The following is a 24,056-nucleotide window of genomic DNA, read 5'->3' on the forward strand; positions in this document are numbered from 1 at the left end:
TTTACCGAGCGCAAAGGTATAGAATGATTGTCTGTGTTCCTAAGAATCAACGTTTATAATAATCTTCTATCTCATTTGAGCTAAAAATAAAAGCGACCCATTAGGTCGCTTTTTGTCTTGTGATGTTTTATGATTAAACAGTCATAATTTCCTTCTCTTTAACGGCTAAGAAGGCGTCTGTTTTTTTGATGTATTTATCGGTCAGCTCTTGAATATCGACCTCTGCATTTTTTTGTAAGTCTTCTGATACATCTAGGTCACGTATCTCTTTGTTGGCGTCTTGACGGGCACTACGAATACTTACCTTACAATCCTCGGCCTCGGCTTTGGCTTGCTTGGTCAGTTGAATACGTCTTTCTTCGGTAAGTGGAGGAACGTTTATGATGATTAATTCGCCATTGTTCATTGGGTTGAACCCTAAATTTGAATTGATGATGGCCTTTTCAATTTCACCAAGTAAATTCTTTTCCCAAGGTTGAACCGATATGGTGCGTCCATCAGGTGTGTTGATGTTAGATACCTGTGAAAGTGGGGTCTGAGACCCATAATATTCTACCAATACCGAAGACAACATTGCCGGACTGGCCTTTCCGGCACGAATTTTTACAAATTCTTTTTCCAAATGCCTAAGGGCTGCCTCCATGCCTTCTTGAGCAGAATCAAGTATAAACTGTACCTCTTCGTTCATAGTTCAAAAATAATTAAGCGTATTGAATGTGTCTGTTTAAAGGTTGACAACGGTACCTATATTTTCGCCTTCTACCAATTTGGTGAGGTTGCCTTTTTTGTTCATATCGAAAACTACAATGGGCAATTCGTTCTCTTGGCTCAGGGTGAAGGCTGTGGTGTCCATCACTTTGAGTCCTTTTAAAAGCACGTCTGCAAAAGAAATAGAATCGAATTTTGTCGCGTTTTTATCTTTCTCCGGGTCTGAGGTATAAATGCCATCTACCCTCGTTCCTTTTAAGATTACATCGGCTTCAATTTCAATAGCTCTAAGAACTGCAGCAGAATCCGTTGTGAAATAAGGGTTACCAGTTCCACCACCGAAGATAACCACACGCCCTTTCTCAAGATGCCTCATGGCGCGCCTTCTGATGAAAGGCTCGGCTACCTCATTAATGTGAATTGCTGATTGCAGTCGGGTCTGTACCCCTTCGGTTTCCAGAGCGCTCTGCAACGCCAGGCCATTTATAACGGTCGCCAGCATACCCATGTGGTCACCTTGAACACGGTCCATACCCATGGCCGCTCCGGTAAGTCCTCTAAAGATATTTCCGCCACCGATAACAATTGCAATCTCTACACCTTTCTCACTAACATTTTTTATCTCCTGCGCATATTCGGCGAGTCTTTCGGAATCGATTCCGTATTGCTTTTTTCCCATTAAAGCCTCACCACTCAGCTTTAAAAGAATTCTTTTGTATTGCATGCGTTACGATTAAGTTGCAGCAAAAATAATCAAAAAATATTAGGGTTTACTCTTCGAAATGTAGTAATAGGTAACCTTAATTATTTCCTAATAATGCTCTTGGTATCTGTTAAATTTTATAACCTTGTAGCATTTTACTGAAGTATATTGACAAAGAATTGAATACGAGATTTATGAAGAAAATTTTTATATCGGTTTGGGCAATTGCTGTGCTATACTCATGTGGTTCAAGTAAATCACTGATTATGGCTGATAAGGCCACCATTATGGCATCGTTAGACTTAAATAATGTTGTAGATGATCAAGTTTCTGTTAGCGTTGACCCGGGTGCATTTACCCAAGAAGAAGTGTTTTTCTATATACCGAAAACGGTTCCCGGTACCTATAGTGAAGACAACTACGGGAAGTATGTGGATGGCTTTAAGGCTATGGATTATGATGGCAAAGAGCTGACTTTTGAGAAAATCGATGACAATACCTGGAAGATAAATAATGGTAAATCTCTTGATAAGGTTACCTATCTGGTAAATGACACCTATGATATTGAGGCCGAGATGAGCGATAAGGTTTTTTCACCATCAGGTACAAATATTTTGGCAGGTGAGAACTTTATGCTGAACCTTCATGGTTTTGTTGGATATTTTAAGGGGCTAAAAGAAGTGCCTTATGAAATACAAATTAGCCATCCTAATGATTTAAAGGCAACGACCAGCCTTAAAAATAAGGTGGTCGAGGGAGCTGCGGAAGGTGTCGATACCTTTTTGGCCTCAAGGTATTTTGAAGTGATCGATAACCCTATTCAATATGCCAAACCGAACACCGAGACTTTTCAAATTAACGATATCACGGTGACCTTAAGTATCTATTCGCCTACAGGTGTTTATAAGGCATCAAGTTTAAAGGCTAGAATGGAAGAAATGATGGGTGCCCAAAAGGCTTTTCTGGGCGATATTGATGGAACAAAGGAATATAACATCCTTCTGTATTTATCAACGATGGATGGAGCCGATGCCTCAGGTTTTGGTGCGTTGGAGCACCATACGTCTACTGTAGTGGTGTTGCCAGAGGCGATGCCCAAGGAGAGATTGGAGCAGGCGATGGTTGACGTGGTCTCTCATGAATTCTTTCATATAGTCACGCCTTTAAACGTGCACTCTGAAGAAATACAGTATTTCGACTTTAACGATCCTAAAATGTCGCAGCATCTTTGGATGTATGAAGGCACTACCGAATATTTCGCCAATCTTTTTCAGATTCAGCAAGGTCTAATCGATGAGACGGAATTTTATAAGCGAATTATGGACAAGATTAATAATGCCAAAGCATATGATGATTCTATGTCGTTTACAGAGATGAGCAAGAATATCTTAGAAGAACCTTATGAAAAGAACTATGCCAATGTCTACGAAAAGGGCGCGTTGATCAATATGGCTTTGGATATTGAGCTTCGTAGTCTGAGTAACGGTGAAAAGGGCGTGCTTTGGCTGATGAAAGAATTATCTAAGAAATATGGAAACCATACTCCATTTCAAGATGCCGACCTAATTGATGAGATTGTGGCTATGACCTATCCTGAAATAAGAACTTTCTTTGATACACACGTGATAGGTGATACACCGATTAATTACAACGACTATTTGGCCAAAGTAGGTTTACAAACGGAGACGGTAGAAAAACAGACAGGTTTCTTTTTAGATGGTGACAATCCCTTTATCGATGTGAGTAAAGAAAATGATGATGAGATTTTTATCCGTAAGGGAATAGAACAAAATAGCTTTTTTAACGATTTAGGTGCTGAAGGGGGCGATGTTATAAAAAGTATAGACGGAACGAAAATCGATCTTAATGCTATGCGGGATGTTATAGCCAGAAGTTTTACTTGGTCTGCAGACAAAGAAATTGAAATGGTTGTGCGAAGAGGGGAGGAGGAAATAACCTTAGATGGTAAAGCTGGAATACCGATTTTACAAGTTGAAACCATTGTGCCCGTACAAGGTGTTAGCTCAACTGAATCGAAGCTGCGTGAAAGTTGGTTAAAGGGATAATAAACTAATTGTTTATCAATAAAAAAACCCGCCTTTCAAGGCGGGTTTTTTTATGAAATATCTCTTTCAGATTAACCTAGGGCAACTCTTTTAAAGTTTGTTACCTCTAAATTCGAATCTACCGATTTAACGTAGTCTGAAACGCTTTGCTTGCTATCTTTAATGAAAGCTTGATTTACTAAAGTGTTGTCTTTGAAGAAACGGTTCAGTTTACCTTTTGCAATATTATCAAGCATAGCCTCTGGCTTACCTTCTTGACGAAGCTGGTCTTTTGCAATTTCTATTTCTTTATCGATAACAGATTGGTCAACACCTTCTTCGTTCAAAGCTACTGGGTTCATAGCGGCTGCTTGCATAGAAACGTCTTTTGCTACAGTATCGGCTCCTTCCACAGCGGCAGAAAGACCTGTAAGAACGGCAATCTTGTTGCCGGCGTGAATATAGCTTCCGACAAATGGTGCGCTCAATTTTTCAAAACCACCGATTTCGATTTTTTCACCGATAACACCTGTTTGCTCGGTAAGCTTATCTTGAACGCTCATACCTTTGTAATCAGCAGCAAGGAATGAATCTTTGCTATCATACCCTAAGGCAAGTTCGGCCAATTCGTTCGCTAGAGTAACAAAACTGTCGTTTTTGGCAACGAAATCTGTTTCGCAGTTAAGCGAGATAATTACACCTTCGGTGTTTTCTGAATTTACTTTTGCAATTGCAGCACCTTCAGATGATTCTCTGTCAGCTCTTTTGGCAGCAACTTTTTGACCTTTCTTACGAAGGATCTCTATTGCTTTATCAAAATCACCTTCTGCTTCGACCAAGGCTTTTTTGCAGTCCATCATACCTGCACCTGTAGTCTTTCTTAATTTATTTACTTCTGCGGCTGTAATTTTTGCCATTTTATGTTCTTTTTTACAATTGGCCTGAAGGTAGAAATGTTTGAGACAAGTTAACTTCGGGCCAATGTTATGTTATTTTTAATTTTCTGAAGTGAAGATTATTCTTCTACGCCACCTTTAACGCTATCTTGCCATTCTTTAAGCTCGTCCCATTTTCCGTCAGCAGCCATTTGAGCTTGCTTTGGCCATGAAGTTGGGTCAAGATGCGCCATTCTTGAGCTGGCTTCGGTCAAAATTTCCTTTACGTTTTCAGGGTCGGCTTTTGCAAGGTCGCTGTAACTAGCAATACCTGCTTTTACTAAAGCTTCTGCCGCTTTTGGGCCAATGCCTTCAACTTTTGTTAGGTCATCTGAAGAATCATTATTGTCATCTGTCTCTGACTTAGGGGCCGACTCTACTTTTTTAGATTCTTTCTTTGCCTTTTTTGGTTCGTCGTTACCTTCTTTGTCAGCTTGTTTTTCTGATTTTCTATCAGCCAAACCTTCTGCAATTGCATCGGTAACCTCAGACATGATGATGTTGATCGATTTAGAAGCATCATCGTTGGCAGGAATTAAATAGTCGACATCTCTTGGGTCAGAGTTGGTATCGACCATGGCAAAGATTGGAATGTTCAATTTTTGCGCTTCCTTAACGGCAATATGCTCACGCATAGTATCTACTACAAACAGAGCACCGGGCAAACGGGTCATGTCGGCAATAGAACCAAGGTTTTTCTCCAATTTTGCACGTAAACGATCTACTTGAAGTCTTTCTTTTTTAGAAAGGGTGTTGAAAGTACCGTCTTTCTTCATACGATCGATAGAAGCCATTTTCTTAACCGCTTTTCGTATGGTTACAAAGTTAGTCAACATACCACCTGGCCATCTCTCGGTGATGTAAGGCATGTTTACATTGGCTACTTTTTCGGCAACAATGTCCTTTGCTTGTTTTTTAGTGGCAACGAAAAGAATCTTACGACCTGAAGCAGCTATCTTTTTAAGTGCTTCTTTAGATTCTTCTAGTTTTGCAACTGTTTTGTAAAGGTTGATAACGTGAATACCGTTTCGCTCCATGTAGATGTAAGGAGCCATGTTCGGGTTCCACTTTCGTGTTAGGTGGCCAAAATGCACACCAGCTTCCAATAATTCTTTTACTTCGACTTTCGCCATTTTAATTTAGTTTACGTTCTTTTGATAGGCAATGACAGAGTGGTACTTCAAGTGAAGAGCCTCCCTCATTTAGATGCTAAACTAACGGTGCCCAAAAGATTAAGAGTCTTGTTGGGTCTCCCGGTAACCATTACATTATGCAGTAATAGTATTTTAATTTATCCGCCAAGCGGCGAACTTTCAATGAACTTGGGTTAAAAATATAAAAAAGGGCACCCGCCAAAATTGGAAGGTGCCTGATAATTTCTCGTATTAACGTTTTGAGAACTGGAACTTCTTACGGGCTTTCTTTTGACCGTATTTCTTACGCTCCACCATTCTTGGATCACGTGTTAGCAAACCTTCTGGCTTAAGAACTGAACGATGCTCAACGTCTAATTCGCACATAGCTCTTGATAAAGCCAAACGAACCGCTTCTGCCTGACCGGTGATTCCACCGCCATAAACATTCACTTTTACATCGTAGCTTTCTTCACTGTTGGTCAATGAAAAAGGCTGTTTAACTTTGTACTGAAGTGTTGCAGTAGGGAAATAGTCATTCAACTCCCTTTGGTTAACTGTAATGCTTCCGTTTCCTTGAGAAAGGTAAACACGCGCTACAGCTGTTTTTCTTCTTCCGATTTTATGAATGGTCTCCATTACTTGAATTCTTTTAAGTTGATAACCGTTGGTTTTTGTGCCTCTTGGTTGTGCTCAGAACCCACATAAACCTTAAGGTTTCTGAACAAGTCTGCACCCAATCTGTTTTTTGGAAGCATACCCTTCACCGCTTTTTCAACTATTTGAGCCGGATTTTTGGCCAATAGTTCTTTAGCGGAAGTAGAACGTTGTCCACCTGGGTAACCAGTATATCTTAAATAGACTTTGTCATTCCACTTATTGCCGCTCATTTCAATCTTCTCGGCATTGATGATAACTACATTATCACCACAATCAACATGAGGAGTGTAGCTTGGCTTATGTTTACCTCTAAGCATTTTGGCTACTTTGGAGGCTAGACGCCCTAGAGCTTCCCCTTCAGCATCAACCAATACCCACTGCTTGTCTACGGTAGATTTATTGGCAGAAACGGTCTTATAACTTAATGTATCCACTACGGTTACTTTTTAATTAAACACTTCAATCCCGATAAACGGGCTGCAAATGTACACTAATTCTTCTGAATAACAAATGGTTATTTGAGAATATTTTTCTATTTTTTGAGGTCCTTAAAATAGATATAACGTTCAATGGCTTATGGGCCATATAGTTTACTATTTGCTCAACCTTAGAAAGCAGATAAATAGGTAGACAAAAGTATTACTTTTTGTAAAACTTGGTGCGTACCTGTTGTTCATCTGAGTGAATGGTGATGATATAGGCACCCGGTTCTAGCGAAGATATAGGAATATTGATGGCGTTTCTTCGAATCTCCCACTTGCGAATAAAAACGTTGTTGCCATAAATGTCGTAGATAGCGATTTCGGCTTTAGAGGTATTCTTTAATCCTAGTATATTGACAACGCTAGTGGCAGGATTAGGAAATACTTTTAGTTTTTGTTCGGTCTTTTCCTGATTTTCAGGCATAGAGGCGTCCTGGGCATAATTACATGTGCCTATAATTAGGAAGAAAAAAACTAAAACGTATGTTTTCATTTGTTCAAGCCGGCTCTATTATAAGAACGCAACAAAAACAAATTTATGATGGGTGTTCGCGGTTATCTAATTAATGTTGTGAAACCTGCTTTATTTGAGGTTAATGTGCTGCCAACCAATTATCTCCCAAGCCTATTTCGACATCTAGGGGTACAGCTATTTTATAGGCATTCTCCATTTCCGATTTAATAAGCGGCTTTATTTTTTCCAACTCTGGGCGATAAACATCGAATACCAATTCATCATGTACCTGTAATAGCATTTTACTTTTGAAGTTGTCTTTCTTTAATTTCTTGTGGATGTTGATCATGGCTATTTTGATAATGTCGGCGGCACTACCTTGAATAGGCGCATTGACAGCATTACGCTCGGCAGCACCTCGAACGACGGCATTGTTTCCATTGATGTCCTTTAAATAGCGCCTTCTTCCTAAAACGGTTTGCACATAGCCATGGTCTCTTGCGAAATCAATTTGCTCACTAATGTAGTTTCTCAGTTTAGGATAGGTTTTGTAATAGGTGTCGATCAGGTCTTTCGCTTCCGATCGTGAAAGATCGGTCTGATTGCTTAGACCAAATGCGGAAACACCATAAATAATACCGAAGTTCACCGTTTTTGCATTGCTTCGTTGTTCCCGTGTAACTTCATCGATAGGTACGTTGAAAACTTTTGAGGCGGTTGAGGCGTGAATATCCTCACCGTTTTTAAAAGCTTCTATCATAGTGGTCTCTTCGCTCAAGGCGGCTATGATGCGCAATTCGATTTGGGAATAATCGGCAGCTAATAAGGTGTAGTCATCATCTTTGGGAATGAATGCCTTTCTAACTTCCCGACCACGTTCGGTTCGAACAGGTATGTTCTGTAAATTAGGGTTGTTGCTACTCAAGCGACCCGTGGCAGCGACCGTTTGCATATAATCGGTATGAACACGGCCCGTGCTGCTTTCGACCTGTTCAGGAAGTGCATCTACATAAGTGCTCTTTAACTTGGTAAGCCCGCGGTAATCCAATACATGTTGTATGATATCATGGTCTTTTGCCAAATAGGAAAGTACGTCTTCAGAAGTGGAATATTGCCCCGTTTTGGTCTTTTTGGGTTTGTCGACCAGTTTCATTTTGTCAAAAAGAATCTCTCCCAGTTGTTTGGGCGACCCAATGTTAAACTCTTCTCCGGCGGTATCGTAAATTTTCTCCTCTAGATTCTTAATATCGTTCGTGAGGTCTTTAGAAAGTGATTTTAGAAATTCCTCATCTAGATTAACTCCTTCTAATTCCATATCGGCAAGAACCCGTAGAAGCGGAACTTCGATCGTATTAAAAAGGTCTTCGGTTTTCGCCTCGGCGAGTTCCGGTCTAAAATGCTGTGCCAGCTGAAAAGTAATATCGGCATCCTCCACTGCATATTCCGTTTGTTTTTCTAAAGGAACTTCTCGCATGGTTAGTTGATTCTTTCCTTTTTTTCCGATGAGTTCGGTAATCGAAATAGGGGTGTAGTTCAAATAGGTTTCCGATAAAACATCCATATTATGGCGCATATCAGGATTGATAAGGTAATGGGCCAGCATGGTGTCAAAAAGCTTTCCGTTTACCTGAACCTTATATTTGTCAAGTACCTTAATATCGTACTTTAGGTTTTGACCGATTTTCTCAATGCTTTCCGATTCGAAAAACGGGCGAAGCTGTTCGATAAGTTCTTGTGCTTCTTCCTTTTTTTCGGGAAAGGGAATGTAGTACCCTTTAGTTGCTTCCCAAGAAAAGGCAATGCCGACTAGTTCAGCTTCCAATGGATTAATGGAGGTTGTCTCGGTATCAAAACAAACCGAGGGTTGTTTCATAAGGTTTTGAACAAATAGTTTCATAGCCATGCCCGGTGCGACGCTCTGATATACATGCGCCACCTCTTTAATCGTTAGGCGGCTTGAGCTATCTTTGATTGTCGCCGGTGCAGAAGCATCGCCTCCAAAAAGTGAGAATTGTCCACTTCCGGCTGTCGCTTGCGCCTGCTTTTTAGCAGTTTCGGTACTGGTTACCTGGGTCTGGGTTTCATTGACTTCGCCCGAGAATATTTTAATAAATTGGTCTTTTAACCTTCTAAACTCAAGTTCTTCGAAGATTTCTTGAACCTTATCACTATCGGGCATTGAGAGTTCGTAGTCTTCGGCATTGAACTTTACATCGCAATCAATACAAATGGTGGCCAATTTTTTTGAAAGAAGCCCCAATTCTTTGTTCTCTTCGACTTTCTCTTTCATCTTGCCCTTCAATTGGTCGATGTTTTCGAAGAGGCCTTCCATAGAGCCAAACTGGGCGATAAACTTTTTGGCGGTCTTGTCTCCAACACCGGGTAGTCCGGGAATGTTATCACTAGCATCACCCATCATGCCCAAATAATCGATCACTTGTTCGGGCCTTTCAACCCCAAATCTTTTTTGTACCTCGGGAATACCCCAAATCTCAATTCCGTTGCCCATTCTCGCCGGGCGATACATAAAAATATTTTCGGTTACGAGTTGGCCAAAATCTTTATCAGGGGTTACCATATATACTTTGTAGCCCTCTTTCTCCGCTTGTTTTGATAGGGTACCGATAATATCGTCAGCTTCCCAGCCCTCTAAAACCACACTTGGTATGTGCATTGCTTTAAGAATGTCTTGTATGTAAGGCACCGCAACTTGAATCGCATCAGGTGTTTCATCCCTATTGGCCTTATATTCTGGAAAAAGTTCTGTACGTTCGGCACTTCCGCCCTTGTCAAAACAAACCGCTAAGTGGTCAGGCTTTTCCCTTTTGATAACATCGAACAACGAGTTCATAAAACCCATGATGGCGCTAGTGTCCATTCCCTTAGAGTTGATTCTTGGGTTTTTTATAAGCGCATAATAACCACGAAAAATAAGGGCATAAGCATCTAAAAGGAAAAGTCTCTTTTGTTCTGACATGGGTTTTTTTATTTGTATTGCGAAGTTAGAAAATCAAGATAGGAAAATGATTTAATTTAACCGTTACTTGATAGGGGTGGGAGCGGCCAAATGTCCGCTCCCTTATTGTTTGATTTTATTTCTTCTGATAAAAACTGGAAACAGGAACATTTTCGTGACCATCTTCGGTATATTGGCGATAGGTAAAACCGGGATGCACGCAATAACCTCCGGTTTCTCCTTTTTTATTGATAGCCAAAAATCCTATCTGAAAATCTTTCCGGTCTTTATTTTTGGCCATAATTCTTTTTACTCCTTCCTCACAAGCCTCTTGCGGACTTTTGCCCTGTCGCATTAGTTCAACAATCAAAAAACTACCTACGGTTCGAATGACCTCTTCGCCAACTCCGGTAGCAGTGGCCCCGCCGACTTCGTTATCCACGAAAAGGCCTGCGCCGATGATTGGGCTGTCGCCTACGCGACCTGCAACTTTGTAGGCCATGCCGCTAGTCGTACATGCCCCGGCAATATCTCCATTTTTATCGATGGCAAGCATACCAATGGTATCGTGGTTTTCGATGTTTATGATAGTTTCGTATTTAGAGCTTTTTTTCCACTCTTCATATTGCTTTCGCGTGCTTTCGGTAAATAGGTCTTCTTTTTCAAAACCTTTTTCATACGCGAACTGCTCGGCGCCCCTGCCTGCTAAAATGATATGTGGGGTTTCTTCCATTACTTTTCTTGCCACCGAAACAGGGTGGGCTATGTTTTGAAGATATACTACCGAACCACAATTACCATCTTTATCCATTATACAGGCGTCAAGGGTTACGTTGCCGTCGCGATCGGGCCTGCCTCCCTTACCTACGGTTTCGTTGGTAACATCTGCCTCTTCAACGCGAACACCTTGTTCAACAGCATCTAGGGAAGATCCTCCGTTTTTGAGAACCTCCCATGATTTGGCCGTGGCATTCTCAAAATTCCAAGTGCAAACCGTAATTGGTCGAATGTCCGGTTTTGAGTCTTCTATTTTTTTGGGCTGGTTATTACGCTCTTGGTAAGAGGCCATCACGGGGGCCGATAAGGCTCCTGCTGCCGTGAGACTTGAATTTTTCAAGAATTTTCTCCTTTTCATCTTGGGTTGTTTAATTTAGTCGGCTAAAGATAATGATATGCTTGTAGAAGTCTGTGCCAATTCATTGCAATCTGCTATAAATGCTGAGCTGGCAGGCGCTGATAGAATTGAATTGTGTTCAGAATTGGCGGTCGGAGGTATTACTCCCTCTTATGGATTGCTAAAACTTGTTAGGGAAAAAGTAAATATTCCTATAAATGTTTTGATTCGCCCGAGAAGTGGTGATTTTACCTATTCTGATGATGAGTTTCAAATCATGAAAAGCAACGTTAAGTTATGTAAGGATCTAGGTTTTAACGGGATAGTTTCAGGTGTCTTGTTAGATGATTTTACCATTGATTTGAAGCGTACCGAAGAACTAAGAAATCTTACGGAAGGTCTGAACTTTACCTTTCATAGGGCCTTTGATTGGCTGTCTGTGCCTGAAAAGTCATTAGGGGAGCTTGAATCTATTGGTGTCGACACCATTTTAACCTCGGGTCAGGCTTCCTCAGCAACGGAGGGTTTGTCATTGTTAAAATCACTCCTTGAAAAAACTGAGAATTGTACCATAATGCCTGGTGGAGGAGTGAAGCCAACTAATGTAACGGAGTTCAAGACAGGCGGTTTCAAAGCGGTTCATCTATCAGGTACCCAATTCATCCAGACTTTGAATACATCTCCAAAAGTTTCAATGAATTCCCTTTCCTTTTTGAAGGATGATCAATTGGCCGTTTCCAATGTAGATACCATTCAAAAAGTGGTGAAAGCGGTTAAATAAGATCTAAATGGGGCAACTGCGTTGGTAAGAACAAATATCTTTGTTCTTATGCTACGTTGGATTCTATTCGTCATTTTTTACTTGGCCTTAGGGGCCTATACTCTTCAGGCGCTTAAAACTGCAACCCGTTACCCCTGGGTCTATTACCTTTTCATGGCCATCTCGCTGCTGGTTCTTGGTAATTTTATCTATCAATTTACTTGGGGCGAAACGCAAGGGCGTGTTTTGAGCAGACCTAAAAGTTATGCTTTTGGTCTTTTGCTTACTGTTCTGGCTTTTCAGGCCATAACTATTCTGTTCTTGTTCAGTGAAGATATTTTTAGGTTGATTGCTGGTGGTTATCAAAGATTTTTCGGTGGTTCAAAAACCTTTAGCTTGCCAGAAAGACGTAGGTTTTTAAGTCTTTTAGGTTTAGGATTGGCATCTATACCATTTGGGGCCTTGCTTTACGGAATGTATAAGGGTAAATACAATTTTCAAGTACTCAAATATAATTTGGAATTTGATGATCTGCCGGAAGCTTTTGATGGCTACCAGATTACTCAGATTTCAGATGTTCATAGTGGTAGTTTTGATGATAGAAAGAAAATTGAATATGCCATAAATCTGGTCAATCAGCAAGAGAGCGATGTTATCTTGTTTACTGGTGATATGGTGAACAATAAGAGTGAAGAAATGGTGCCGTGGGCCGAGCTGTTTTCTACCTTAAAAGCTAAAGATGGTAAGTTTTCGGTGTTGGGCAATCACGATTATGGCGATTACATTCAATGGGAAACGGCCGAATTGAAAAGCCAAAACCTTGAGAACCTCAAAAATATGCAACGTGAAATGGGGTTTGATCTGTTGTTGAATGAACATAGATATCTTAAGAAAGGGGTTGATCAAATCGCTTTGGTAGGTGTTGAGAACTGGGGCCGAGGCGGATTTAAGAAAGCGGGTGACCTTAAGAGGGCATCTTCTGAAATCAATAGTGCCGATTTTAAAATATTAATGAGCCATGATCCATCTCATTGGGAAGACGTGGTTCTTAAAGACGACTATCACTATCACTTGACTTTAAGCGGACACACGCACGGTATGCAATTCGGAATCGAGATTCCCGGATGGGTTAAATGGAGCCCCGTTAAGTGGCGTTACAAGTATTGGGCCGGTATTTATAAAGAATTGGGCCAGTTTATTAATGTTAATCGAGGTTTTGGGTTTTTAGGCTACCCGGGGCGGGTAGGTATTTGGCCAGAAATCAGTGTGATAACTTTGAAGCGAAAGCCCTTAACATGATTTTAACGCCATCGCTCAACCATAAAATATTAGGGGGTCAATCAGGTTTAACATTTTTTACTACATTTGGCCTTTAACCCAATGATTTACGTATGTCAAAGTTTGGAGAACTTATAGATTTGAAGGTCCCCGTATTGTTGGATTTTTATGCTGAATGGAATGAGCAATCTACTTCCATGCATGCAGTCTTGCGCGATGTAGCCGCCGCTTTAGGTGATCGTGGCAAGGTGATAAAAATCGACGTTGACAAAAATAAAGAGCTTTCTCAAGCCTTGCGTGTGAAGGGTTTGCCTACCTTGATGATTTACAAAAAAGGAGAGATGGTTTGGAGGCAAAGCGGTGAGCAAGATGCCAACACTCTTATCGGCATACTTAACGAGTATATTTAGCATCTAAATTTTCGCACTTTTCAGCAGCACTACTTTTATGTTAGATTTGGTGCTGGGTATTTTTAAATAAAAAGCGAGGGCCACTTGATCAAGTGGCCCTCGCTTTATGTTGAAATGTGGTCTTCTATTGAACCGGAATCGTATCCAATACTTCTTCTTCAGTTGTAGTGGCGTCGATAACGGTGGTATCGGAAATTGGCATTGAATCTTCCAGATCAGGATTTTCGCCTGGTATCGGAGGTTCTTCCTCCAAAATATTATCCCTGTAAAAATGCTGGAACTTATCTATGTACTCGTTGAAGATAAGTGTTTCTTTTTCTGCGCGTTCACGGTCATTGTTGCTGATCAATATGTCGATGTTTCTTCGATAACCCTCCATGTCGGCAATAATTTCATCTATTTTATCGTACTGCTCTTCTAAGGGTACTTCAGCGTAATACTCGAGACGGTCTTGATAAATGTATTTCAATTTTTCAAAAAGTTCATGGGCCTTATTGGTTTCGCCTACCTTATAATAGCCATCTACAAAAGGCTCGACGAAAGTGTAATACTCAAAGTACTCTACTGGAATATTCTTCATCGCTAGGTCTATTATGTCCTTTGCCTTTTCAATCTTGTTTTCCTCTAACAATTGTTCGACCAAACGGGCCAGATTACTACGATAGGAAAGTCCTTGAATTCTAGTTTGGGGGTCGTGATAGATGTCAGGGCTTCCAGAATTGCCCCAATACCAATTAGTGGCGATGTCATACATTAAATCACTGTCTATCCTTCCCATTTCGTAAGAACTTCTTCTTTCGGTCTTGATGGGAACGAGTTTGTAGGCCATGCCATCTAACTGCAGATAATCTTTCATCCATATAAATTCGGCATCGTCAAAACTACCTCCCGAAAAGTAAATAGGGCGCTTCCAATCATTATTGGCCAAAATGTCAAGCATCATCATGCTTTTCTTGGTGATGGCGCTTCTAGGAAGGTCGATATCTATATAATCAACGATTAGGGCGCTGTCTTTTTCTTTAACAAGGCCACTTTCCAATACGTTCTTTTTATTGACAGGAATACGTAGTTTGTTGGTGGGGTAATAGACAATATTTTGAGCACTTTCTGAATAAGCGTCCATATCAATATTCTCTTGTCTCTCTAAAATATACTTTAGTTTGGTCTTCGGCTCATCGCTGTCTACCCACTTAATAAAATCTTGAATCGACCATCTGCTCTCTGATATTTGCTTATTAAAGAGAGGGTCAACAGTTTGAAAATAAAGTACGTCACGCGAGCCCCAGCGATATTTATCGTGGGCTATTTGTGAAGGTATAGCTTCGCTCTCATAGGCTTTTCGTTTCATCTGGTCGATGTACCAATCTGTTTCAAAAAGGCTGGTGCAGACGATGCGAACGTCGGTTCTGTACCCTTCAATTTCTTGGGCATACCATAGGGGAAAAGTATCATTGTCACCAATTGTAAACAATATGGCGCCAGCATCTTCTTGACAAGAATCTAGGTAGGCCTTGGCCGAAGCGTTCGCTGTAAAACGGTTCGAGCGGTCATGGTCGTCCCAATTCTGGAATGCCATAACCGTTGGCACAGCCAAAAAGCATACCACTGTCAGGGCTGGGGCCAAAATCTTTGGCGTCAGATACTTTTTAAACTCTTCGAACAAGCCATATACGCCAAGTCCGATCCAAATAGCGAAAATATAAAATGAACCTACGAGCGAGTAATCCCGCTCCCTTGGCTGAAAAATGTACGGATTGGTGTAGAACTGAATCGCCAAGCCTGTAAAAAGGAAGAATATAAGCAACACCCAAAATTGTTTCGGGTTTTTGGCGATTTGAAACAGGATACCTACGATTCCTAAAATTAACGGTAATAGAAAATAAGTATTTCTGGCTTTGTCGTTTTCAATCTCGTCAGGTAGGTTATTCTGGCTTCCTAAACGCATACTGTCAATGAAGCCAATGCCACTGATCCACTCGCCGTTGCCGTTGTACCGGCCTTGAACATCATTATTTTTTCCGGAAAAATTCCACATAAAATAACGCCAATACATATAACCGAATTGAAATTGGGCCATGTACTTGATGTTCTGCCAAAGCGAAGGAGGCTCGACCTCTAGATAATCGCCAAAGCGTCTTAGAAAACTTATATATTGTTCTGCATCGATTTCTCCATTGGCAAAACCGTCTTTTACTTGTTTTACAGCCCTACGAAGCTCTTCGTTCGATTGCTTCATCTTAAAATCCAACGGCCCGAAGTAGCGCATGTAGTTTTCTGCATGCTGTCCGCTCCACATTCTGGGTAGTAGACCTACATGTTTAGGGTCGTCTCCGGGTACGGCACCTTTGTAGTAGTTAACGATTACGTATTTGCCCAGTTTTTCATCTTTCTCATACTTGGGCGCTTCATCTTTATCCTCTCCGGCATTTCCGAAAGTACTTGAATAAAAGGCCCCGTAAATAGGGCTGTCAACTCCTGGGTATTGTTCCCGATTGTAATAGGCTAGAAGGGCACGGGCGTCTTCAGGATTGTTCTCATTGATGACCACTCTTGCATTCGCCCGGATGGGTAGCATGAGCCAGGTTGAGAACCCTAGAAAAACGAACATCATGCAAAGTACAATGGTATTGGCTGTGCGATAATCGTTTTTTCTTGTAAATGAAAGGCCGAAATAAAAGGCGGCGACGAAAACCAAGCCCATAATGATAGAACCTGAATTAAAAGGTAGGCCTATGCTATTGATAAAGAAAACCTCACTCCAACCAAACAACATTAAAACATAGGTGAGTGAAAATTTATAAACCAACATGAGTACGGCAATTACCGCAATATTGGCCAAAAGAAAATTTTTGACCGTTGTGGTTTTATACGTCTTGAAATAATAGAGTAGACCTATAGAAGGTATAGCCAAAAAGCCCATAAATTGAACCCCAAAGGTAAGGCCGATTACAAAACTGATCAGTATCAACCATCTGTTACCTCTTGGGTCGTCAAGGCTATCCGTCCATTTTAGCCCTAGCCATAGCTGAAGTGCCATGATAAGGCTGGCCATGGCGTAAACCTCTGTTTCAACGGCGTTGAACCAGAAACTATCTGAAAATGTGAATGCGAGAGAACCGATTAGACCACTGCCCAAAACTGCTATAGCTTTGCTGTTGGTCATAATCTCGTCTTTTTTGAACACCAATTTCTGGGCGAGATTGGTAATGGTCCAAAACATGAACAGAATGGTAAACGCGCTCGACACACCTGACACATAGTTGACCATTCTTGCCACTTGATCCGGCTCAAAGGCGAACATGGCAAAGAAAGCACCGATCATTTGTTGAAGTGGTGCTCCCGGTGGGTGACCGACTTGTAACTTGGCGGATGTGGCGATGTACTCACCTGCATCCCAAAAACTATTGGTGGGCTCTACCGTAATTGCGTATGTAATAAGGGCAATAAAAAAGACGGCCCACCCCAAAAGGGTGTCCCATTTGTTGAAGTTTTTTGCAAACATTTACTAAGTGGTTTAACCAATGCGGCGAATTTACTAATTTATATAGATATGCAACCTCCATTTTCATAAAGGTTTAACAGCGTTTTACAGAGGGTCAAGCATTGAAATTCATGATTCTAAATAGTCTTGACGGTTCGTTGTATGTTTTCAAAAGAAAAAATGAAAGCGCAAATTTCAAGTTTCAAAGCTTTTGAAAAATCAGGATTTCAATTATTCTGATCTAAAATGTTTGTGCAGATCAAACTTTGTTTTAAATTTGCACGCTCTAATACGGAACTGGTTTTCGTTTTTAGAAAAGGTACTGGCCTATGGTGTAATTGGCAACACTACTGGTTTTGGTCCAGTCATTCTAGGTTCGAGTCCTAGTAGGCCAACAAAAGGTTCTAAGGTTAATAGCTTTAGAACCTTTTTTATTCCCTCAGATTTTATAGGTCTCTTTCGTTCGGTTCTGATTTTTCTTCCAAATGGTTAGTGTCGTCTAGAGGGGTATTGTCTTCGGCTTCAACTTCGCTATCTATTTGATTTCTTTCGTCATATTCTTGGTCAATTTCATCTAGAAGAGTAGCCATCGGCTTTTTGTCTCGAATCATAGCCCAAGTCATTATAAGGCTAGTGGCAATTATAACGAAAAGTAATATTCCGGATTCAAAACCGGGAACCTCTGCCTCTGCCGGAATGGCGTAGAAAAGCAAAATGGTAATTAATCCTCTGGGGGCGATAAAAACTTGAGGTAGAATATCCTTCCCAACAAAAATTTTCAATATCAAAAACCTGATAACGTAGATTGAAATGATAATCAGAATGCTCACCATGGCAACGTTCAAGCTCAATAGCGATGAAAGCACTATCGTAATGCCGAATATTACAAAGAAAAAAGTACGTACGACAAAGGCGGTTTCAAGTGTTATGATGTGTAATTCATGAAAAATGCGGTGCATTTTTTCTTCCTCAAGAAAAACTGATGTTCTTCCAGGGAAAAACAGTTTAACATTGGCTATCACCAAGCCGAATATGAGTATAATGATTAAAGAAGATAGGTGCAGTTTCTTGCCAATGGCATAGAGCAAGAGTAGAACGGCTATCAATAGAAATTGTTTGGCCTGGCTCTTGATTTTTTGAAAGATAAGAACGAGAGCATAACTGGCTATTATAGCGATGACAATAGTTAAAACGATATTCAGGGCGAAACCGGTGGCGCCTGATTGGTTTTCAGGATCGAGGGCGCCCGTTAGAAAATAGAACATCATGATGCCCATGATGTCTGAAAAGGTGCTTTCGTAAATATGAAATTCTTTTTTTATTTCTTTTAGACCTTTTACACTAGGAATGATAATTGCACTTGATAATATTGATAAGGGTGTTGCATAAAGCCAAGCATTTTGCATGCTCATGCCCTCAATAAACTGGGTCATGATAAAAGCCGCTACCCAGGCCGAACTAACAAGGCCGATTAGGGCGATAGCCATTGATTTAAGAATAGGGGGGAGTTTTTCAGGTTTCAGTTCCAGTTCCAAGGCGGCTTCAAGAACAATCATTATTAAACCGATAGTTCCTATGATTTCTAAGGTTCCACGAAGGCTCTTCTCAAAATCGACTTCTTGCCCAAGTACATATTTGAGCCCGAATTGCAGAAGAATTCCCAATACGATTAACATGAGCACTGATGGTATGTTCGTTTTTTTTGAAATACCATTGAACCAAAAAGAAATGATTACGATTGCCGAGGCTCCAATGATGAGATTATAAGAAGTGAATATTTCCATGATTTGCAGTTAGGTATGCAAAAATTATAGGCAAAGGCACGCCTTTTTGGTTAACTCTGTCATTTAAAACGAGATAAGTCTGCATGCTATTGCGAGAACCAAAAAAATTGTATATTTGCGCCACTGAAAGGATATAAAAGTATTCATGAGGGGACAATAGAGTCCTCTTTTTTATTTCTAAATGTTATGTTGAAGGATAGGGTCGCGTCACTTTTAGAGGAAGCTTTGGAAGCGGATAAATCATTATTTTTAATCGATTTTTCTGTAGCTCTCGATAACTCTATAAAAGTGGTTATAGATGGAGACCAGGGGGTGAGTTTGAAAGATTGCATGAAGATAAGTAGGGCTATCGAGCATAACCTGGATCGTGAAGAAGAAGATTTTTCGCTGGAGGTTACCTCTGCAGGGGCTGCTTCACCGATGGTTTTGCCCAGGCAGTATGCCAAAAATGTTGGCAGAAAGCTTAAGGTAGTGACCGAAACGAATACTTTCGAAGGTAATTTGACCGCAACTACTGAGAACGGAATTGTTCTTGAGTGGAAAGCGAGGGAACCCAAACCCGTTGGAAAAGGGAAGATAACGGTTCAGAAAAAAGAAGAAATTGATTTTTCTGATATAAAAGAAGCAAAAGTCATAATAACATTTTAATGTCAACAGAGTAATGGAAAATATTGCGTTAATTGAGTCTTTTTCAGAGTTTAAAGATGATAAGTTCATAGACAGGGTAACGCTTATGGCTATTCTTGAAGACGTTTTTAGAAGCGCTCTCAAGAAAAAATTTGGGTCTGACGATAATTTCGATATCATTATCAACCCTGATAAAGGAGATTTGGAGATTTGGAGGAACCGAGTGGTCGTTGAAGATGGTGAAGTTGAAGAACCGAACGAAGAGATTTCTCTGACCGACGCTCGCAAAATCGAACCTGATTTTGAGGTAGGTGAAGATGTGTCTGAAGAGGTTAAGTTGATTGATTTGGGGAGAAGGGCCATTTTGGCGTTGCGCCAAAACCTGATTTCTAAAATTCACGAGCACGATAACACCACTATCTACAAGCAGTTTAAAGACTTGGAGGGTGAAATTTATACCGCCGAGGTTCATCATATCAGACACAAGGCCATTATTTTGTTAGATGATGAGGGTAATGAGATCATACTTCCTAAAGACCGTCAAATACCGTCCGATTTCTTCAGAAAGGGAGATAATGTTAGAGGTATTATAGAAAGCGTAGAGCTGAAAGGAAGCAAGCCGACCATCATTATGTCGAGAAGCTCCCCTAAGTTTTTGGAGCAATTATTTTTTCAAGAGATACCAGAAGTTTACGATGGTTTGATTACCATCAAAAAAGCGGTGCGTATACCCGGTGAAAAGGCGAAGGTCGCTGTTGATTCTTACGATGATCGTATTGATCCAGTAGGTGCTTGTGTAGGTATGAAAGGTTCTCGAATTCATGGCATCGTTCGTGAGTTGGGTAATGAGAATATCGATGTAATCAACTGGACCGCCAACCCTCAGCTTATGGTGACCAGGGCTTTGAGTCCGGCAAGGGTTTCATCTGTAAAATTAGATGACGAGAAAATGACCGCTCAGGTTTATTTAAGACCGGAAGAGGTGTCGAAAGCTATTGGTCGTGGTGGGCACAACATACGTTTAGCTGGTCAGTTGACTGGTTATGAGATAGATGTGTTCCGTGAAGGTGTCGAAGAAGATGTTGAATTGACCGAATTCGCAGATGAAATTGATGGTTGGATTATTGAAGAATTCAGTAAAATTGGTCTTGATACGGCCAGAAGTATATTAGAGCAAGATGTTGATGATCTTGTAAAACGTACAGATTTAGAGGAGGAAACAATTTTGGAAGTTGTACGTATACTCAAAGAAGAATTGGAAGATTAGCTATATATTAGCAGCAGTTTAAAAGAATTAGGAGAAGATATTTATGGCAGACGTTGCAAAAATAAGACTCAATAAAGTCCTCAAGGAGTTTAATATTTCTTTGGATAGGGCGGTAGATTTTTTGGCCTCTAAGGGTCATGAGATCGAAGCGCGGCCTACGACAAAGATTTCCGATGAGGTCTATGAGGTGCTTCAAGGAGAATTTCAAACCGACAAGAGCAAAAAAGTTGCTTCTAAAAAGGTCGGCGAGGAAAAGCGTGAGGAGAAAGAAGCTTTACGTCTGCAATTGGAGCAAGAACAAGAAGAAAAACGGTTGGCGCGAGAAAAACGTGCTGCAGCCGAAAAACCCCTTGTGGGCAAGGTAGAGCTCACTGGTCCTAAGACTGTTGGTAAAATTGATTTGAATCCTAAGAAAAAGGAGGAGAAGAAAGAAGAGCCTAAAAAAGAGGAGAAGCCTGTAGAGCCGGTGAAAGAAAAAGAGCCGGTGCAAGAGGCTAAACCGAAAGAGCCGGAAGTTAAGAAAGAACCGAAAAAAGAGCCTGAGCCCGAGGTTAAGCCAGAGCCAAAAGAAGGTGATGACGTACTGGCGACAAAATATAAAAAACTTACAGGTCCTAAAATTACCGATAAAATAGATTTATCGAAATTCGATAAGCCCAAGAAAAAGAAGGAAGACAACAAGTCTTCCGATGGTAATGATAGAAAGAAGCGCAGAAAGCGTATTGTAAGCAAGCCTGGGTCGGGTAATACCGGCGGAGGACCTAGAGATAGGAACAACAACAGAGGCGGCGGCCCAAGAAAAGGTGGCGGAAATAGATTCAACGCACCCAAAGTTGAGCCTAGCGAGGAAGATGTACAAAAGCAAATTCGAGAGACCCTTGAAAAACTTCAGGGTAAATCGAAGAAAGGAAAAGGGGCGAAGTATAGAAGAGATAAAAGAGATCAGCACCGTCAGCAAACTGAGCGTAATCTTGAGCAACAAGAGCTGGAAAGCAAGGTGTTGAAGGTAACCGAGTTTGTCACGGTGGGCGAAGTCGCTACTATGATGGATGTTACTACAACAGATATTATCTCGGCCTGTATGTCGCTAGGTATCATGGTTACCATGAACCAACGTCTCGATGCTGAAACGTTATCTATTGTGGCCGATGAATTTGGTTATGAGGTAGAGTTTGTTACTGCTGAACTTGAAGAATCTATTGAGGTTCAAGCAGATGCTCCGGAAGATTTGAAATCTAGAGCGCCTATCGTAACGGTAATGGGGCATGTTGACCACGGTAAAACATCGCTTCTTGATTATGTAAGGGAAGCCAATGTAATCGCCGGCGAAAGTGGTGGTATTACCCAGCATATTGGTGCCTATGGTGTAACACTGGATGACGGACAGAAAATTACCTTCTTGGATACTCCTGGTCACGAGGCGTTTACCGCTATGCGTGCGAGAGGTGCACAGGTAACCGATATTGCCGTAATCGTTATTGCTGCTGATGATGATATCATGCCGCAGACGAAAGAGGCTATTAGCCACGCACAAGCTGCTGGCGTTCCTATCGTATTTGCGATAAACAAGGTAGATAAACCCACTGCAAATCCTGATAAGATTAAAGAAGGATTGGCCCAGATGAACTTATTGGTAGAAGATTGGGGAGGTAAAATTCAATCTCACGACATTTCCGCTAAAACAGGGCAAGGGGTAAAAGAACTTTTGGAAAAAGTACTTTTAGAAGCTGAGCTTCTAGAGTTGAAAGCGAACCCTGATAAGGGCGCCAATGGTACTGTTGTAGAAGCATTCTTGGATAAAGGTCGCGGTTACGTTTCGACAATTTTGGTTGAAGGTGGTACCCTGCAGATTGGAGATTATGTTTTGGCCGGTACGCACAGTGGTAAGGTCAAGGCTATGCACGATGAACGTGGCAAATCTGTTAAGAAGGCCGGTCCTGCAACTCCAGTATCAATTTTAGGTTTAGACGGTGCTCCTCAGGCGGGTGATAAGTTTCATGTTTTAGAAGATGAGCGCGAGGCCAAGCAAATAGCGGCCAAAAGGTCTCAGCTTCAACGTGAGCAGTCCGTTAGAACACAACGTCACATTACTCTTGATGAGATTGGAAGACGAATTGCACTGGGTGATTTCAAAGAGCTTAATATTATTTTGAAAGGTGATGTGGATGGTTCTGTAGAGGCATTGACCGATTCGTTCCAGAAACTTTCTACCGAAGAGATACAGGTAAATATCATACATAAAGGTGTTGGTGCCATTACTGAATCAGATGTTCTTTTGGCGTCTGCTTCCGATGCGATTATTATCGGATTTAATGTACGACCTATGGGTAATGCCCGTGATGTTGCCGATAAAGAGGAAATCGATATCAGAATGTACTCCATTATCTATGATGCGATCAATGACTTGAAAGATGCGATGGAAGGTATGCTTTCCCCAGAAATCAAGGAAGAGATTACAGGTACTGCCGAAATCAGGGAAACCTTCAAGATTTCTAAAGTCGGTACCATTGCAGGTTGTATGGTAACCAATGGTAAGATTTTGAGAAATGCCGGTATACGTTTGATACGTGATGGCGTGGTGGTCTTTACCGGTGAATTGGCTTCGTTGAAGCGATTTAAAGACGACGTTAAAGAAGTTTCAAAAGGGTACGATTGTGGTCTTCAGGTGAAGAATTATAATGATATCAAAGAAGGTGATATAGTAGAGGCCTTCCAAGAAGTAGCTGTCAAGAAAAAGTTGAAAATCAAATAAGGTTTTCTTTGCTAAAGTCAGTTATAAGAATAAAAAAAATCGACCTTAACGGGTCGATTTTTTTGGTTGTAGCAACATCGCATCGGGATATTTTTGCCGCACTTCGGCAAACTTTCTTTCCGCTGTCAGCTTGTCTTTAAACCGACCTATTCTAACTCTATAGGTAGGTGAATCAAATTCAATTTTTGACGCAAGGTCAGGAAAATCTTCGTCGACCTTGGTTTGAATGTCTTGCGCCTTCGCGTAAGATCCAAAACCGACCTGAATTCTATAATAGTCGGTACTTTCGTTAGAGGTTTTATAAATATCTAACAGTTCTGTTATTTTTTCGTCTTGGGCAATGCTGATATTTCCTTGTTGGGAGTAGCCGATAGCAACCGAAAAAATGGTGAGAAAAGATATAAAAGTTGTTTTCATCGAAGGGAAATTATTGGGTCTTACGGTTTTATACAAAAGTAGATTTTTATAGAACAAACAAAGGCTGTCCGCGATTATTTAGAATAATTA

The 24,056-nt window shown here is 40.9% G+C and carries 19 protein-coding genes and 1 tRNA gene; 8 read left to right on the forward strand and 12 right to left on the reverse strand.

The genetic code is table 11. The annotated features are described in order from the left end of the window. Positions 1–133: 133 nt before the first annotated feature. A complete protein-coding gene (gene frr, locus D1013_RS03710) occupies positions 134–688 on the reverse strand; it encodes a ribosome recycling factor (protein WP_121847603.1) in 555 nt (184 codons plus the stop codon). Positions 689–724: 36 nt separating this feature from the next. Further along, positions 725–1,432, reverse strand: coding sequence for a UMP kinase (gene pyrH / locus D1013_RS03715; protein WP_121847604.1), 708 nt, complete (start codon positions 1,430–1,432; stop codon positions 725–727). Between the two features lie 173 nt (positions 1,433–1,605). Here pyrH and D1013_RS03720 point away from each other — a divergent pair, with 173 nt between their 5' ends. Then, positions 1,606–3,477 (forward strand): M61 family metallopeptidase, encoded by a 1,872-nt coding sequence (locus D1013_RS03720; RefSeq protein ID WP_121847605.1) that lies wholly within the window; start codon positions 1,606–1,608, stop codon positions 3,475–3,477. A gap of 71 nt (positions 3,478–3,548) precedes the next feature. On the opposite strand, the gene tsf is transcribed toward D1013_RS03720, so the two are convergent. The 7 genes from tsf to D1013_RS03755 form a co-directional block, all read right to left on the reverse strand. Next, positions 3,549–4,373, reverse strand: coding sequence for a translation elongation factor Ts (tsf, locus tag D1013_RS03725; protein WP_121847606.1), 825 nt, complete (start codon positions 4,371–4,373; stop codon positions 3,549–3,551). 98 nt (positions 4,374–4,471) lie between these two features. Beyond that, positions 4,472–5,524 (reverse strand): 30S ribosomal protein S2, encoded by a 1,053-nt coding sequence (rpsB, locus tag D1013_RS03730; protein WP_121847607.1) that lies wholly within the window; start codon positions 5,522–5,524, stop codon positions 4,472–4,474. 252 nt (positions 5,525–5,776) lie between these two features. Next, on the reverse strand, positions 5,777–6,163 hold the full coding sequence (gene rpsI, locus D1013_RS03735) for a 30S ribosomal protein S9 (RefSeq protein WP_121847608.1): 387 nt from the start codon (positions 6,161–6,163) through the stop codon (positions 5,777–5,779). After that, complete coding sequence (gene rplM, locus D1013_RS03740) at positions 6,163–6,618, reverse strand: 50S ribosomal protein L13 (RefSeq protein ID WP_121847609.1); 456 nt, start codon at positions 6,616–6,618, stop codon at positions 6,163–6,165. The genes rpsI and rplM overlap by 1 nt, the downstream gene beginning before the upstream one ends. A gap of 205 nt (positions 6,619–6,823) precedes the next feature. Next, the gene (locus tag D1013_RS03745; protein ID WP_121847610.1) at positions 6,824–7,159 is read right to left on the reverse strand and encodes a T9SS type A sorting domain-containing protein; all 336 of its coding nucleotides are present in this window, start codon (positions 7,157–7,159) and stop codon (positions 6,824–6,826) included. A 100-nt stretch (positions 7,160–7,259) separates the two neighbouring features. Continuing rightward, positions 7,260–10,097 (reverse strand): DNA polymerase I, encoded by a 2,838-nt coding sequence (gene polA / locus D1013_RS03750; protein ID WP_121847611.1) that lies wholly within the window; start codon positions 10,095–10,097, stop codon positions 7,260–7,262. 115 nt (positions 10,098–10,212) lie between these two features. Then, positions 10,213–11,211, reverse strand: coding sequence for an isoaspartyl peptidase/L-asparaginase family protein (locus D1013_RS03755; protein ID WP_121847612.1), 999 nt, complete (start codon positions 11,209–11,211; stop codon positions 10,213–10,215). A gap of 37 nt (positions 11,212–11,248) precedes the next feature. On the opposite strand from D1013_RS03755, the gene D1013_RS03760 reads away from it, so the two are divergent. The 3 genes from D1013_RS03760 (at position 11,249) to D1013_RS03770 (ending at position 13,638) form a co-directional block, all read left to right on the forward strand. Next, complete coding sequence (locus D1013_RS03760; protein ID WP_121847613.1) at positions 11,249–11,971, forward strand: copper homeostasis protein CutC; 723 nt, start codon at positions 11,249–11,251, stop codon at positions 11,969–11,971. A 48-nt stretch (positions 11,972–12,019) separates the two neighbouring features. After that, entirely contained in the window at positions 12,020–13,249 is a 1,230-nt protein-coding gene (locus D1013_RS03765) for a metallophosphoesterase (RefSeq protein ID WP_121847614.1), read from the forward strand. Between the two features lie 92 nt (positions 13,250–13,341). Next, positions 13,342–13,638: a thioredoxin family protein gene (locus D1013_RS03770; RefSeq protein ID WP_121847615.1), complete on the forward strand. Its 297-nt coding sequence runs from the start codon at positions 13,342–13,344 to the stop codon at positions 13,636–13,638. A 124-nt stretch (positions 13,639–13,762) separates the two neighbouring features. Here the strand turns inward: D1013_RS03770 and D1013_RS03775 are convergent, their stop codons facing one another. Then, positions 13,763–17,140 carry a protein O-mannosyl-transferase family gene (locus D1013_RS03775; RefSeq protein ID WP_121847616.1) on the reverse strand — a complete coding sequence of 1,126 codons (3,378 nt, stop codon included), beginning with the start codon at positions 17,138–17,140 and terminating at the stop codon, positions 13,763–13,765. 302 nt (positions 17,141–17,442) lie between these two features. Here D1013_RS03775 and D1013_RS03780 point away from each other — a divergent pair. After that, positions 17,443–17,514: transfer RNA gene (locus D1013_RS03780), tRNA-Gln, on the forward strand. 51 nt (positions 17,515–17,565) lie between these two features. On the opposite strand, the gene D1013_RS03785 is transcribed toward D1013_RS03780, so the two are convergent. Further along, entirely contained in the window at positions 17,566–18,903 is a 1,338-nt protein-coding gene (locus D1013_RS03785; protein ID WP_121847617.1) for a cation:proton antiporter domain-containing protein, read from the reverse strand. 186 nt (positions 18,904–19,089) lie between these two features. On the opposite strand from D1013_RS03785, the gene rimP reads away from it, so the two are divergent. From rimP to infB, 3 genes are read left to right on the forward strand one after another with little or no spacing between them, the layout of a single operon-like run. Next, positions 19,090–19,551 (forward strand): ribosome assembly cofactor RimP, encoded by a 462-nt coding sequence (rimP, locus tag D1013_RS03790; RefSeq protein WP_121847618.1) that lies wholly within the window; start codon positions 19,090–19,092, stop codon positions 19,549–19,551. Between the two features lie 13 nt (positions 19,552–19,564). Next, entirely contained in the window at positions 19,565–20,797 is a 1,233-nt protein-coding gene (gene nusA / locus D1013_RS03795; RefSeq protein WP_121847619.1) for a transcription termination factor NusA, read from the forward strand. Between the two features lie 43 nt (positions 20,798–20,840). Continuing rightward, positions 20,841–23,549, forward strand: a complete 2,709-nt coding sequence (gene infB, locus D1013_RS03800; RefSeq protein ID WP_121847620.1) for a translation initiation factor IF-2 — start codon at positions 20,841–20,843, stop codon at positions 23,547–23,549. A gap of 45 nt (positions 23,550–23,594) precedes the next feature. Here infB and D1013_RS03805 read toward each other — a convergent pair whose 3' ends face one another. Further along, positions 23,595–23,966 (reverse strand): SPOR domain-containing protein, encoded by a 372-nt coding sequence (locus D1013_RS03805; protein ID WP_121847621.1) that lies wholly within the window; start codon positions 23,964–23,966, stop codon positions 23,595–23,597. Between the last annotated feature and the right edge of the window lie 90 nt (positions 23,967–24,056).

Source organism: Euzebyella marina (assembly GCF_003687485.1).
Classification (GTDB): Bacteria; Bacteroidota; Bacteroidia; order Flavobacteriales; family Flavobacteriaceae; genus Euzebyella; species Euzebyella marina.